15 protein-coding genes are annotated in these 13,896 nt (G+C 50.9%); all 15 read right to left on the bottom strand.

Translation table 11 applies throughout. From position 1 onward, the window contains the following. Positions 1 to 4: 4 nt before the first annotated feature. Complete coding sequence (locus INR79_RS18215; RefSeq protein ID WP_223098419.1) at positions 5 to 583, bottom strand: hypothetical protein; 579 nt, start codon at positions 581 to 583, stop codon at positions 5 to 7. A gap of 39 nt (positions 584 to 622) precedes the next feature. Next, positions 623 to 1,570, bottom strand: coding sequence for a tripartite tricarboxylate transporter substrate binding protein (locus INR79_RS18210; protein WP_004405575.1), 948 nt, complete (start codon positions 1,568 to 1,570; stop codon positions 623 to 625). 10 nt (positions 1,571 to 1,580) lie between these two features. After that, complete coding sequence (locus INR79_RS18205) at positions 1,581 to 2,078, bottom strand: universal stress protein (protein WP_022594079.1); 498 nt, start codon at positions 2,076 to 2,078, stop codon at positions 1,581 to 1,583. A 90-nt stretch (positions 2,079 to 2,168) separates the two neighbouring features. Continuing rightward, entirely contained in the window at positions 2,169 to 3,581 is a 1,413-nt protein-coding gene (locus INR79_RS18200; protein WP_223098405.1) for an aldehyde dehydrogenase family protein, read from the bottom strand. Positions 3,582 to 3,616: 35 nt separating this feature from the next. Then, positions 3,617 to 4,531, bottom strand: a complete 915-nt coding sequence (gene hpaA, locus INR79_RS18195) for a 4-hydroxyphenylacetate catabolism regulatory protein HpaA (protein WP_223098402.1) — start codon at positions 4,529 to 4,531, stop codon at positions 3,617 to 3,619. A gap of 68 nt (positions 4,532 to 4,599) precedes the next feature. Continuing rightward, complete coding sequence (locus INR79_RS18190) at positions 4,600 to 4,962, bottom strand: cupin domain-containing protein (protein ID WP_022562073.1); 363 nt, start codon at positions 4,960 to 4,962, stop codon at positions 4,600 to 4,602. Positions 4,963 to 5,017: 55 nt separating this feature from the next. Continuing rightward, entirely contained in the window at positions 5,018 to 6,316 is a 1,299-nt protein-coding gene (locus INR79_RS18185) for an NAD(P)/FAD-dependent oxidoreductase (protein ID WP_022594083.1), read from the bottom strand. A 117-nt stretch (positions 6,317 to 6,433) separates the two neighbouring features. Next, positions 6,434 to 7,879: an NAD-dependent succinate-semialdehyde dehydrogenase gene (locus tag INR79_RS18180; protein WP_223098400.1), complete on the bottom strand. Its 1,446-nt coding sequence runs from the start codon at positions 7,877 to 7,879 to the stop codon at positions 6,434 to 6,436. Positions 7,880 to 7,944: 65 nt separating this feature from the next. Then, positions 7,945 to 8,796, bottom strand: a complete 852-nt coding sequence (gene hpaD, locus INR79_RS18175; protein WP_004406446.1) for a 3,4-dihydroxyphenylacetate 2,3-dioxygenase — start codon at positions 8,794 to 8,796, stop codon at positions 7,945 to 7,947. An 81-nt stretch (positions 8,797 to 8,877) separates the two neighbouring features. Next, on the bottom strand, positions 8,878 to 9,261 hold the full coding sequence (locus INR79_RS18170) for a 5-carboxymethyl-2-hydroxymuconate Delta-isomerase (RefSeq protein WP_223098398.1): 384 nt from the start codon (positions 9,259 to 9,261) through the stop codon (positions 8,878 to 8,880). Beyond that, positions 9,262 to 10,785 carry a 5-carboxymethyl-2-hydroxymuconate semialdehyde dehydrogenase gene (hpaE, locus tag INR79_RS18165; RefSeq protein ID WP_223098396.1) on the bottom strand — a complete coding sequence of 508 codons (1,524 nt, stop codon included), beginning with the start codon at positions 10,783 to 10,785 and terminating at the stop codon, positions 9,262 to 9,264. It abuts the gene before it with no gap. A gap of 5 nt (positions 10,786 to 10,790) precedes the next feature. Continuing rightward, positions 10,791 to 11,561, bottom strand: a complete 771-nt coding sequence (locus tag INR79_RS18160) for a fumarylacetoacetate hydrolase family protein (protein ID WP_223098393.1) — start codon at positions 11,559 to 11,561, stop codon at positions 10,791 to 10,793. Further along, entirely contained in the window at positions 11,558 to 12,217 is a 660-nt protein-coding gene (locus tag INR79_RS18155) for a fumarylacetoacetate hydrolase family protein (protein ID WP_022590392.1), read from the bottom strand. Before INR79_RS18155 ends, INR79_RS18160 begins: the two co-directional genes overlap by 4 nt. A gap of 12 nt (positions 12,218 to 12,229) precedes the next feature. Continuing rightward, positions 12,230 to 13,021 (bottom strand): 4-hydroxy-2-oxoheptanedioate aldolase, encoded by a 792-nt coding sequence (gene hpaI / locus INR79_RS18150; protein WP_223098390.1) that lies wholly within the window; start codon positions 13,019 to 13,021, stop codon positions 12,230 to 12,232. Between the two features lie 9 nt (positions 13,022 to 13,030). Further along, the gene (hpaH, locus tag INR79_RS18145; RefSeq protein ID WP_004406434.1) at positions 13,031 to 13,834 is read right to left on the bottom strand and encodes a 2-oxo-hept-4-ene-1,7-dioate hydratase; all 804 of its coding nucleotides are present in this window, start codon (positions 13,832 to 13,834) and stop codon (positions 13,031 to 13,033) included. Between the last annotated feature and the right edge of the window lie 62 nt (positions 13,835 to 13,896).

Here is a 13,896-nt window from a genome sequence, read left to right as displayed (position 1 = left end):
CTCCTTACAGATACTGGTTAGCAAACAGTGACCATTCCTCTGGCAGTAACCCGTACAGCCAGACATCCGGTAACCAAAGGTTGAGCATGACTCTGAAAATCAACACCACAGCAGCCACGCTAACTAAGCTGGTGAGTATCCAGAATCCATTCAAAAGTCGGCTCACCCATAACAGAGTCAGTACAAACAGCCAGGTGGCAGGGGCAAAGCCCATGATCGACAAAGAATGGATATAGAGCGCGAATAATGCGCTGGCGATGATGGCAACTCGATAGCTGGCGACAGCGTCAGCACCGGAATCGAGGGCTTTGAGTGGATGAAGGTGAAATTGCCGAAGGTGCTGAAACACTTTCAACACAGCAAACAGAACAAACACACCCAAACCCAACGCAGGTCCCATCATAGGTTGGGTATACCAGCCTCGCTTGGTTTTCACCCAAGCGGCTTCGTTTGGAAGCTGCCAAAGCAATAGCACGCCAGCGATGGCGAACAAAACAAAAATACCACCGGTCGCCCGAGCCCATGTAGGGCTGGACTCAGGCGAGGTGGAAGGTTGTTCTATAGATTGGGATTCAGAGATCATACGGCACTCCTTACAAAGGGGGCAATGCCCCCTCTGGTCTTACTGGTTCATGAAGTTGAGCAGCGATTTCGCTTGTTCAAAATCTTTTGCCAGCAAGGCTTCGGCATCTTTGCCACCCAACCAGTACACGCCAGCACCGGTGTTCATGCTGATCTCTTTAACACGGTCTGCCTGCAACGCTTTTTCAGCGATACCTGCAATCTTGTCTTTGATGTTTTGAGGGGTGCCCTTCTTCACAAACAAGCCGTTCCACGTAGTTTGGGTGATACCCGTTTGTTCCGCTAACGTCGCCACGTCTGGTGTTATGGATAAACGGTCGCGGCTAATAGACGTCAGAAGCTTTACATCACCCGAGTTCAGACACGCCAAAATCAGCTGTGTGGTGGTGTTGATGACATCGGCATCGCCATTTGCCAAGGTTGAACAATCCAGCACATCGAATGGAGCATCAGAGGAGAACTTAATCCCAATCTGATCAGCCGCTTTAAAGGTAATTGCCGTTGGCAGAGCCTGATAACCGAAGTGACCTAACGTGACTTTGTTACTTTTAGAGTATGCGGCCAGTTCTTCGAGGTTGTTGTAGGGTGCATCGGACTTAACCGCAATAGCGAATGGGTAGTCGAGGAAAATCCCGACAGGTTCAAAGCTGTTTTGGTCAAAAGGTGCCGTGCCAAACAGTACCTGTGTTGTCAGTATGTCGGCCACAAAAGAGCCGATCACTAAGCCGTCTGGGCGAGAGCGAGAGACGTCGGTTGCCCCGACTACACCCCCACCTCCGGGTTTGTTGACGACAGATGCGGGTTTGCCCGTTTCTTTCGACATCTCTTCTGCGATAACGCGAGTCAGGATATCTTCCAGATCCCCTGGTGGCCAGGGCACCACGAATTTCACCGGACGGTTAGGGTAATTGGCGGATGTGGCTGCAAAGGTGGTCATCAGACCGGCAGCGATAAGAGCAGCCTTCATGGCTTTAGTTACACGTTTCATAAACTTCCCTTTATTGTGTTTGACTGAGAGGGACGATAAGGACAGGGATGTCACTCTGACTGATGACTTTGAGGGCAGTTGAGCCCAGAAACAGACGCGAAATGGCGTTTGCTTCCCTGTCTCCCATCACAATAAGTTGCGCATTGTGTTGCTTTGCTGCAGAGAGGATCACCTCGTGAGGTTCACCTATTTGCGATTCGATATCTGGTGGCTGTTTTAAGGCGCTGAGGTTATCCAGTTCGCTGTCCAGAAAGTTTTGGATACGTGCCTGAATATGGTTGTGCGCTTCCGCCAGAATTTGTTCGGTATGCTTTTGGTTCGCTTTCTTTGGCAGATAACTCACCATGACTTGTTGAGTGAGTTCACCAATGGGAGGAATGGCATGCAGAAACACGATTTTGGCATCGTGCTTGATGGCTTGCTGAACCGCGTTACGAAACGCAGGGCGACTGCCTTTTTGCATATCCGACGCATAAATAATGGTGTTCACTTCCGTAAGCATGTCCATTGCCTCCACATTCTTTGTGTATTGAACCATTCAAATTCATCCCAGGGATCTCAGGTATCAACCATTGGGATGAGGCTGTGCTAACCCTTTCTAGCGGTTGATATTAATCAGTTGCGGTTGGGTATTTTCTAGGAGTCCTTCTTCGCCAAACTCCACGCCAAAACCCGACATCTTGTTGCCGCCAAATGGCGCGTGAGGCAGAACTTCGGCGTGTCCGTTTACCCACACGGTGCCGCATTCCAGCTGTGCTGCGACCAATTGAGCCTGATCAACATCACTGCCCCAAACTGAGCCACCCAGCCCCAAATCGCTGTCGTTGGCCAACTGGATGGCTTGTTCAACGGTTTGATAAGGAATGACGGGAAGAACCGGACCAAATTGCTCTTCATCCACAATGCGAACTCCGTTGGAGACATTGGTGACAATAGTCGGTGGGAAAAGGTAGCCAGATTCATCCAGAGGCTTGCCTCCGGAAAGCACTTTTGCACCTTGTGCGACGGCATCTTCAATCAGCTCTTGTACTTTTTGGAATTGGTTATGGTTCTGGACAGGACCAAAGGTGACGCCTTCATCCAGGCCGTTACCGACGGTTTGTGCAGAAGCAATGTCTGCCAGCGCCTGGCATACTTCGTCGTACTGGCTTTCATGGACATACAGGCGCTTCAGAGCAGCGCAGGTCTGCCCCATATTGATGAAAGAGGTCTGGAACAGTGGCTGAACAATGTCGTTGATGCTGCTGCCCGGGAGGACAATGGCTGCGTCATTGCCACCCAGCTCTAAGGTTAAGCGTTTCAGGTTGGTCGACGCGGCACTCATGATGCGCTGCCCCGTCGCTGTGGAGCCTGTGAACACAATCTTGTTAATGTCTTTATGTTCGCTGATCGCCTGACCCAGCTCGCCACCACCAGACAGCACATTGATGACGCCGTCGGGCAACACGTCAGCCATTATCTCAATCATCTTTAAGGTGCTGAATGGTGTTAATTCAGATGGTTTGATGATGACGCAGTTGCCTGTACGCAACGCTGGCATAACATGCCAGACGGCAATCATCATTGGCCAGTTCCAAGGCGTGATGGAAGCGACAACGCCAATGGGCTTGTGGTGAAGTTCAATGCGTTTGTTGGCGTCATCCTGAATGACTTTAACAGGCACGTCGGCATCGGCGGCGTAGCGAGTCCACGCTACGGCTCCACCCACTTCCATCATCGCCAGATCAAGCGGCTTTCCCTGCTCTTCCACAATCAGTTTTGCCAGTTCTTCTGTAGCGCCTTCGATTTTATCGGCAATCTCGGTCAGCATGGCTTTTCGAGTGATATGGCTGACATTTTTCCAGCTTTTGAACGCGACTTGCGCCGATTCCACCGCGAGGTTAAGCAGTTTGACTGACGCTTCTGGGGCGTTACGTAGTACCTCTCCGGTGGCAGGATTTATTACGGGTCGGGGCGGCAGGTCGCCGTCGCGTTTTTGCCCGTTTATGATCAATCCAAAGCGGTTATCCATAACAAATTCTCCTGATGATAATGCGAAGGGGCGGGTCAATTGACCGCTTGCCTTTGCTGACTTTCTCGATAGTTGCTGGCTGTCACCCCCGACATGCGGCGGAAAAAGCGAGCGAAGTAGGCGGGGTCTTGAAACCCGAGTTCGTAACCAATCTGCGTAATGGGTTTTTGAGTTAGCCCAATCAGACGTTTGGACTCTTGCAGTACGCGCTCATTGACTAGGCGCTTGGCGGATTTACTGCTCACTCGCTGGCATATGCTGTTGAGCCGAGACTCGGTCACACACAGCTCGGTGGCGTAGCGAGATAAGGTCCAGTGTTTAACAAAATTGGCTTCGATAAGCTGGTGGAACTGATGAAATATCTGGGCATCTATATCGCGTATAGAAGAAGGCGAATCCGACTCGCCAGACATGCGAATGATCTCAATCAGTATCAAGCGCACCAAGGCATACATGGCTTTGGCTTTTTCTGTGCGTTCCTGTTCGTGTTCATCTTCAAGCAGAGTGAGGTACGCCAGAGTACGCTTTAATGCGTTGCTGTGTTTTTTAAATGGAATGCATATGCCTTTGGTGGCGAACAGCCCTTTATCGTTGAGCGCCATGCACTGGCTGAGTATTTGCCAGACGAATTGCTGACGAATGGTCAGCACATACCCTTCTGTTTCGGTGGAAATAGAGAAGCCGTGAGGCACGGTTGGCGGAGTGAAAAACAGAACCGGACCTTCACACTGGTAGGTGCGGTTGTCCAGTTGCAACCGAATCTCTCCCGACATCACCACATGAATTTGGTAAAAACGGTCGTGATAATGCACAGGCATGTCGTGACCGAAAAATTGTGCGAGGTTTTGAATCTGTTCGAAGTGAACTTCGCTGTCGATGTAACGACGATCGTAAGCCTGACCAATATCGATATTGGGAATGTGCTTGCTGGCAGCGTTTTTCATGTTCATGCTCCTCCCTAAAAATGCTTCTTCGCTTACGGTTAAGGGGTCATCAGCGAAGAAGCGTCAAACCGTGATTACTGTGCGACCGCCAGATAATGCTTCACGAATTTAGGAGACACGATGTTCCAGCGAACTTTGGTGCCTTGTTCTACAAACCAAGAGTCACCCTTCACGTAGGTGTGAGAGATTCCTGTTTCTTCATTCGTCAGCTCCACTTCACCTTCCAGCACGGTTGCGTGCTCAGTAAACGGGTATTGCATGCGGAACTCGCCTTTTGAACAGCCGAACAAGCCGCAGCTCACGGCGTCTTCAGGGGCGCCTGAAATCATCGCCACTTCGGCTTGAGGATCGCCAGAGATAACTTCAGAGCCTAAGTTTTCAATGCTGCCTACAGACATCATTTCCGGAAGAGGCTGGTTTAATAGGATCGGTTTCATGAGATTTCCTTTTGTTGATTTCTTTACTTCGAATAGTGATTGTCTTGGGGGATAGCTATCGTCTGCCCAACCAGTATCCCGAGATTTGGTGGAACAGCTTGCCACTGGTTACCAGCAACGGGCGTGCGACGTCTTTGCCAATCACGCGAGTCAGAGGAACAGAGCTGACAAGGTTGTAGCGATCGGTTTTCTCACTCATACCTTCTGCCAGTACCTTGCAGACAATGTGGCTCGGGGTGACGCCAAAACCGGAATAGCCCTGCACATAAAACACATTGTCGTGATCAGGAAGTGTTCCCACCTGAGGAAACAGGTTGGCGCTGCAGCACAAAGGACCGCCCCAAGCCATGTCGATTTTTACGTCTTTGAGGTATGGGAAAATGGTGAGCATGTGTTTACGGTTCCATGCTTTTAGATCTTGTGGCATGTATTCCACCCAACGAGTGGCACTGCCAAACAGCAAGCGGTTTTCTTTGGTGACACGGTAGTAGTCGATCACCGGACGAATGTCGCTATAAGCGCCGCGAATCGGGCTGATGCGTTCGATCATTTCATCAGACAGGGGCTCGGTTGCCATTTGAAATGCATAAGTATTGATGGTGTGCTTGTGAAGGTGTGATTCCATCCCCTGTAAGAAGCCATTACACGCCCAAAGCAACTTATTCGCCGTCACGGTTCCTCGGGCAGTGCGCACTTTGATACGTTCGCCATATTGAACGTCAAGAGCTTGAGTATTCTCGTAGATGGATACGCCCAGCTCTGACGCCGCTTTGGCTTCGCCGAGCAGCAAGTTCAGTGAGTGAATATGACCCGCACCCATGTGTTTTAGTGCACAGGAATAGGCAGGGGATCCAATGACTTCTTGCACTTCCGAACCGGTGTGCAGGGTGATCTCTTCATCCGGCGTGGCTTTTTTAAACTCTTCTTGCCAGGCTCGAAGGGTTTTTTCCTGGCGACGGTTAAAACCCAGGTAAGCGTAACCCTGACAGAAATCGGCGTCGATGTTGTACTTCTCAACACGTTCGCGGATGATGCTTGCGCCGATATTGCCAAGCTTGAAGAGCTCTTCCAGTCCGTCTTTGCCCACGTGTTTTTTCACCGTGTCAATGTCGTGCCCAAGCCCAGCCATGATTTGACCACCATTACGACCAGTACCCCCATAACCCAGGTGCTTGGCTTCCAGTACCGCAATGTCTGTGATGCCTTTTTCTGCGAGTTCAAGCGCAGTGTTAATGCCTGTGAAACCACCGCCAATGATCACCACATCGACATCAATATCCTGTTCCAAAGAAGGGAACGATAAATCGTATTTCTTCGTTGCTGCGTAGTAGGTAAGAGAATTTAAGTGTTCCATAATCTTATTCTTCTGATTTCCATTTGAGGTATGGCTCCCATTTAGCCAAGTTTTGCTTTGGGGCTATATCAACCATCGGGATGAGGTTGGTTAACTCATTAACTTAAAAGGAAAATTTTATAATCCGCCCATTAACATGTACTTGGTTTCCAGATAATCCTCGATGCCCTGACGAGCGCCTTCGCGCCCTAATCCTGATGATTTGATACCGCCAAATGGCGCGACTTCAGTCGAAATCAGACCTTCATTGATGCCAACCATGCCCGCTTCGAGTGCTTCTCCGACTCGCCATGCTCGGGCAAGGGATTGGGTGTAGAAATACGCCGCCAAGCCAGAATCGGAATCGTTGGCGCGTTCAATCACTTCCTGCTCTGAATCGAAGGGGAAAATCGCCGCGAGTGGACCAAAGGTTTCTTCATTCGCCGCATGCATGTCGTCGTTCATGTCGGTGACGATTAACGGATTAAGGAAAAGGTCTTTGGGGGGATTAGGATCACCAGAAATCAGCGTTGCGCCTTGCTCCAGGGCATTTTGGACGTGTTCGCATACTTTGGTGACAGCCGCTTGGTTGATCATCGCCCCTATCTGAACATCGGCACGAAATCCGTCCCCGACTTGTAAGGCTTCCACCGCCGTTTTGAACTTAGCAATGAAGACCTCGTGAACCTTGCGGTGCACAAAAATGCGATTGGCACACACGCAGGTTTGCCCAGCATTACGGTATTTGGCGACCATCAAGCCCTGAACCGCTGAGTCCAGATCGGCGTCATCGAACACAATGAACGGCGCGTTTCCGCCCAGTTCCAAAGACAACTTTTTCACCGTATCCGACGATTGATTCATCAGAATCTTGCCCACGTGCGTCGAACCCGTGAAACTGATTTTTCGGACGATAGGGCTTTGCGTGAGTGCTTCTCCGATTTGAACGGCGTCTCCGGTGATGATGTTTAATACGCCAGCAGGTATGCCTGCCCGAATCGCAAGTTCACCCAGTGCGAGCGCAGTAAAAGGGGTTTCGGGGGCGGGTTTTAATACGACCGCACAGCCCGCTGCCAGAGCTGGACCGCATTTTCGTGTGATCATGGCAGCTGGGAAATTCCAAGGGGTGATCGCGCCTACAACGCCAATGGGTTCTTTGGTGACCACAATCCGCGCATCGGCTTTGTGGCTTGGAACGGTTTCTCCGTAAGTGCGCTTTGCTTCTTCCGCAAACCATTCGATAAAGCTGGCGGCATAGGCTATTTCGCCTTTTGCTTCGACAAACGGCTTGCCCTGTTCTGTCGTCAGGATGGTGGCGAGATCGTCCTGATGTTCGATCATCAATTCATACCAGCGACGCAGGATTTGCGAACGCGTTTTGGCGGTTTGAGCTTTCCAGCCTTTTTGTGCCCGCTCTGCTGCGTTTATGCTTGCCTGTGTTTCTTCGCTGCCTAAACGGGGAACAAACCCCACTACGCTGTTATCAGCGGGGTTGTAAATTTGATCAAACTGGGCACCGTCGCCCACCCATTCACCGTTGATCAGGCATCGTTGCCGAAACAAAGTTGGATCGTTTAATTTCATCGTGCGCTCCTTTGCAAAAAAGCGCCCTCAGGAAGGGGGAAGGGCGCAATGATTAAGGTTGGTGGTTATACCGTAAACAGAACGTTGGCTTGACCCGTTCCAGAGCTGGGAAAATATTCGCCAATTAAGGTGCCTTTCCCTTGATAGCTGTCCCAGCCCAGTGCGCCGAACAGCATGGCGGTATCGTGCATGCCACCTTCGCCAGAACACAGCTCAGCGTAGTCAGGTAACATTTCCAAAAAGGTTTTGATCTCCCCTTTCTCCCAAAGCTCCAACACACGCAAATCCATTTGGCGGTTAAACTCACGAGAAATGGTGAAGGTGCCGTTGTTGGCTTCGTAGTCGTCGTTATCCCAGATTCGGTGAGACAGAGACCCTGAAGCCAGAAGCATGACTCGGCTGTCGCTCTCCTCTATGGCTTCTCGGATCGCTTCACCGACCTGGCGAGAAGATTCGATGCTGTGTACCGCGCACCAGCCACCAATGGACACGACTTTGAAGTGGGCGTCGTCGTTCATATAGCGCATTGGCACTAAGGTGCCGTATTCCAGGTCAAGCGTTTCAACCTGATGAGAAAGGGTATGCACGCCTTTTGCCATGGCTTTCTCTGCAATGGCATCGCCCAAGTCCGGGTTGCCGTCGTAGTGGTAAGCGAGGTTTTGAATAAAGTGCGGAAACTCGTGGCTGGTGTAGATGCCATCAAAGCTTTTATTAGCGTTGACGTGATAACCCGCGTTCACCAGCCAATGTGTGTCGAGCACCACAATGGTATCGACGTTGTTCTCTTTCGCCAGTGCCGCGAGATGCTTGTGACCGTCGATAGCCTGCTGGCGACAACCGAACAGTCGACCGGGTTGTTCCGACATTAGCATGGTTGGAACGTGTGTGATTTTGGCTGCAATGACCAGTTCACCCATAATCATTCTCCTTGTGTTTCACGTTGGATTCTTTCCATTCATTGGATCATTTGGTTCGCGCTGAACGGATCAGCGCGATGCTCACTTCGCCAGCTTTTGATGAATGTTGTTCTTCTTGTAATTCAGGGTTGGGTGGAGCTCCGTAATCTCCAGCCCAAAACTCAGATAGTGGCGTTCAAAAACAGAGGCGAGATAATCCGTCATAAAGGCGTGTATGGTGTCACCAACGTCTTTGAGTGTGTCTTCTGTTCGCCCACTGCCTACCTTGATGGAAAGCTGCAAAAAGCGGTTTTCCGGATCGCCCTCAGCGACCCGAAACTGTTCACAGCGATGCGCTCGAATTCGAATTCCACCGAGAGGAAAAACGCCGGTTGTTTGAGCGACGCCCGCCAATTTTTCGAATAAATCTGGGAAGTCGATATCCGAATCGAGATTGGCGGAATACTCCATCACGAAATGAGGCATTTAGCCCTCCTTACCCAGTTTCGGTACGGTGTGCAGGTCGTGAGCAATACAGATGTTTTTGGTTTCCATGTAGAAATCGAAACTCCAGTCACCTCCGTCTCGCCCTACTCCTGACATCTTCATGCCACCAAACGGGGAGGGAAGGTTACGGTTGTTTTCGGAGTTGACCCAGACCATGCCTGCCTCGATTTTGTGAGCACAGCGCAAAGAACGACCGGTGTCGCCTGTCCAGATATACGCAGCCAACCCATAAGGGGTATCGTTGGCGATCTGGATTGCCTGTTCTTCGTTATCGAAGGTGATGACAGAAAGCACAGGGCCAAAGATTTCCTCACACGCGACTTTCATTTTGTTGTCGACATCAATGATGAGCGCGGGCGCAAAGTAATAGCCATCTTCAGGGGCATCCGAGGAAATACTGCCACGTAAGACGCTGGCACCTTCTTGCTCGGCGGAATCCAGATAGCTCAGCACTTTATCGAGGTGAGTTGGGTGAATCAGTGGACCGACTTCGGTGTTCACATCCAGCGGGTGACCGACTTTCAGAAGACGGACCCGCTCTTTCAACTTAGCAATGAAGGTGTCTTTGATGGACGAGTGAAGCAGCAGTCGGCTAGAACTGGTACAGCGTTGACCGTTCAGGCTGTAAATCATAAAGACCACAGCATCCAATGCGCGGTCTATGTCGGCATCGTCAAACACTAAGACGGGGTTTTTGCCGCCTAATTCGAAATGGACGCGTTTTAACGTTGGCGCGCCTTGTGCCTGAATCATAGAACCTGTGGTGGTTTCGCCCACAAACGCAACGGCTTTGATGGCTGGGTGTTCAGTCAGCGCTTTGCCTGCGACTTCACCAAACCCGTTCACCATGTTCCACACACCATTTGGCAATCCGGCTGCTTGCGCACACTCCGCCAAAATCGCCGCACTGAGAGGGCTGAATTCTGCGGGTTTGTGAACAACGGTACAACCGGCGGCAAGTGCTGGCGCAATTTTCCACGTGGAGAGCATGAACGGTGTATTCCAGGGGGTGATGACACCTACGGGACCTATTGGCGTTCTCACCGTGAAGTTGGTGTGGGATTCCTGAAACAGTGAGTCGCCGTTTTTGGCTTCTGGTGCTTTATCTGCAAAGAAACGGAAGTTTGCTGCGCCGCGAACGGCTGCCTGTTTCATGAAGCGAAATGCTTGCCCGCAGTCTACCGATTCAACCAGTGCGATTTCTTCTGCGCGGCGTTCAATTTCATCTGCCAGCTTATGCAAGATTTGACGTCGTTTGGCTCCGGAGAAGTTTGCCCATTCCTCGAAAGCGTTCTGAGCAGCAAGGCAGGCTTGATTCACATCTTCTGCACTGCCTTTGACTACAGTACCCAAGCGTTTGTTGTTAATTGGGCTTTGGTTTTCAAAGGTGTCTTCACCGCTGCCCAGCGTCCACTCGCCATTGATGAAGTGACCTAGAGTATCGGTTTTGAATCTCGCCAGATATTCTCGGGCTTTGGTGATTTGAGAGTCTAAAGTTGTCATTTTGCTTAATCCTTGCGTTTAAAATATTCCGTTTCACTGACCATGTAGGTGGTGAGCGTACCCAGCCCTTCAATGGAGCAGTCCACAACATCACCGGGTTGGGTGTCTTTCAGTCCTTTTGGCGTTCCCGTTGCAATCATGTCACCCGGCTGTAATGTCAGGGTTTGGCTGAGGTAGGCAATCAACTCTGGCACGCTGAAAATCATGTCATTGGTGTTGCCCGTCTGGACGACTTCACCATTCACTCGCGTTTCCAGTGCGAGGTTATCGATATCGGGTAATTGATCTTTACTGATTAGCCATGGACCAATCGGGCAGAGTGAATCGCGGCTTTTTACTTTCAGGTTCGGGCGATAATAATTTTCCAGGTAATCACGTATCGCGAAGTCGTTGCAGATGGTGTATCCAACGACATAATCCATCGCATCTTCTTTGGCGATGTTCTTGCCTTTTTTCCCGATGACTGCGACCAGCTCACACTCGTGATGCATAAAGTCCACATTGTCAGGTCGGTAGGTGTTGCAACGGTGCCCGGTCAAGGTATTCGCCCCTTTGATGAATACCAATGGGACTTCAGGTGCTGAAAAAGCCAGTTCTGAGGCATGATCCGCGTAGTTGAGCCCGAGAGCGAAAATAGTGCCCGGGTTTTCAATCGGGCAAAGCCATGTGATGTCGTTTTGGGGAACAACATGACCATCGGGACCAATCAAATGACCTTCGGCATCAATGGTGACGTTGAGCGTTTTGCCGTTTTTCAAAATGCGTGCGGTTTTCATGCGTGTGACTCCCCTAAACGGCTGGTTAGATGGTGATGCCCATTGATGCTGGATTCGATTTTGTCTCCGGCGCGAACCGGAATACGTTCGCCGTGGAAACAAGGGGCGATGATGTCCCCTGGCTCTAGCGTCATGATGCGAGAAATACGTTCGATCAATTCGGGAATGCTCATCTCAAATTGATCTGTAGAGATATCGCCTCGCCACTTGCCGTTGATTTTGGTCGAGACCACGGCTTTCGTTGGCGAGTCGAGCAAGCTGACAGGCTGCCAGTTGCCATTCATGGCTGCTGATTTGTCGATGCCTTTACCCAAAATATCTGGTCGGTAGTAGCTTTCTTCTGGAGACGAAATGTCATGCACCACACTGATGCCACTGATGTATTGCAATGCGTCCTCTCGGCTGACACGCTGGCAACGCTTTCCAACCAGTAACGCAAGGCTCGCGCCGACCACAAGCGGCGCGTTGGGAGCATCCATTGGGATCAGTGAGTTGTCTTTGTTCCAGGTGTTTCGAGGCTTAAAATACAAAACGGGTTCAGTCGGCAGCGCTTTGTAAGGGGGCTGTTGAAACTTATCGCTCCAGATTTCGCGGTGACGTACGTCATTGAGTGCGACACAAACGAGTTTTGAGCTGCTGTCAGGTAGAATCGTCATGTGAATCCTTATTTAGTATCCGCTGCCTGTTGGCGCGGTATCTTGTTGTCCTTTAAAGCGAGAAACGAGGGCTTTCGCACCGTTGGAAAGCAGCAATGTGTCGACCCCAATGCCTATAAAGCTGGCGCCACAATCTGCGTAGTGCTGCGCTTTTTCAGGGTTCAGGCATAAGATCCCTGCGGCTTTTCCTGCTTCTCTGATGGTGCGAATCGCTTGTTCAATCGCTGCCACTACATCAGGGTGGTCTGGATTGCCCACATGCCCCATGGAGGCAGACAAATCCGTCGGACCGATAAACACGCCATCCACACCGTCGACCGAAACAATGGCTTCGAGGTTGTCGAGAGCCGTTTGCGTTTCTGCCTGAACCAGCAAGCACACGTTGTCGTTGGCCTGATGAACATAGTTCGGAATTTGATTCCAATGTGCAGCGCGAGCCAGTGAACTGCCCATGCCGCGGCGACCTGCTGGTGGGTAGCGACAGTCCAACACTAGCGATTGCGCTTGTTCTGCTGTATCAACCATCGGTATTAGAAGCGTTTGTGCGCCGATATCGAGTAACCGTTTGATGACCGTGGTGTTGCCTTCAGCAGGGCGAACAATCGGGGCAACGGAGTAGGGGGCAATCGCACGTAGGCTGGCAAGAAGATCGCCTAATTCAAAAGGGGCGTGCTCCCCGTCCAGAAGCAGCCAGTCGAAGCCTGCACCGGCACAAATTTCTGCGCAGGTAGGATCTGGCAACCCTTGCCACAAACCCCATTGCAATTCGTGATGAATCAATTTGTTCTTAAATGTATTCTTCATGACGGCTCCTTACACGAAAGACACGGAAATTCCGCCTAACGGACCGTAATCGGCATGCACCGTGTCGCCTGCTTTCACGGCGACGGGGCGGGTGAAAGAGCCAGACAAAATCACCTGCCCAGGCTCTAAGCCAATCCCATGTGGCGCAAAGCGTTTGCATACCCAGCAGATGCCGTTGGCAGGGTGCCCGAGCACGCCAGACGCCAATCCGGTTTCTTCGATTTGACCATTGAGGTACAGAGCGGCACCTGCCCAGCGAATGTCCATTTCGTCGGGGCGAATCGGGCGTCCGCCAATAATGATTCCACCATTGGCTGCGTTGTCTGCGATGGTGTCGTACACCTTGCGGGTGTACCCAGTTTCAGGGTCGGTTCGGTGGCATCGTGCGGCAATCAACTCAATGGCCGGTACCACGTAATCGGTGGCATTGAGCACATCAAAGATGGTAACGTTTTCGCCTTTGAGAGGGGCTTTCAACACAAAGGCAAGTTCGACTTCAATGCGGGGGTCGAGGAAATCTCCCGCCGGAATTTGTGCGCCATCTGGAAAGAACATGTCATCCAGAAGCACGCCGAAATCGGGCTGGTCAATGTTGACAGCCATCTGCATTGCACGAGAGGTGAGCCCTATCTTGTAGCCTTTCACCTGAGCGCCGTTTTCGATCTTTTGGTCTACCCAGTTTTTCTGTATGGCGTAAGCGTCATCTATGGTCATTTCTGGGTGAGACAAGGTTAATGCTGGGATTTGTTTCCGATTGATTTCCGCTTGATACAGTTTTTGAGCTGCGCTCTGTATTTCTTCCTTAGTGAGCATACGACTTCCTTATTTTAATTATTCAATTGGGTGATTTTAATTTTGGCTAAGTTGTATTTATC

This window comes from Vibrio sp. SCSIO 43132 (assembly GCF_019904195.1).
Taxonomy (GTDB): Bacteria; Pseudomonadota; Gammaproteobacteria; order Enterobacterales; family Vibrionaceae; genus Vibrio; species Vibrio nigripulchritudo.
The sequence above is the reverse complement of the archived record's forward strand: the minus strand, read 5'-3'. Positions and strand labels throughout refer to the sequence as shown.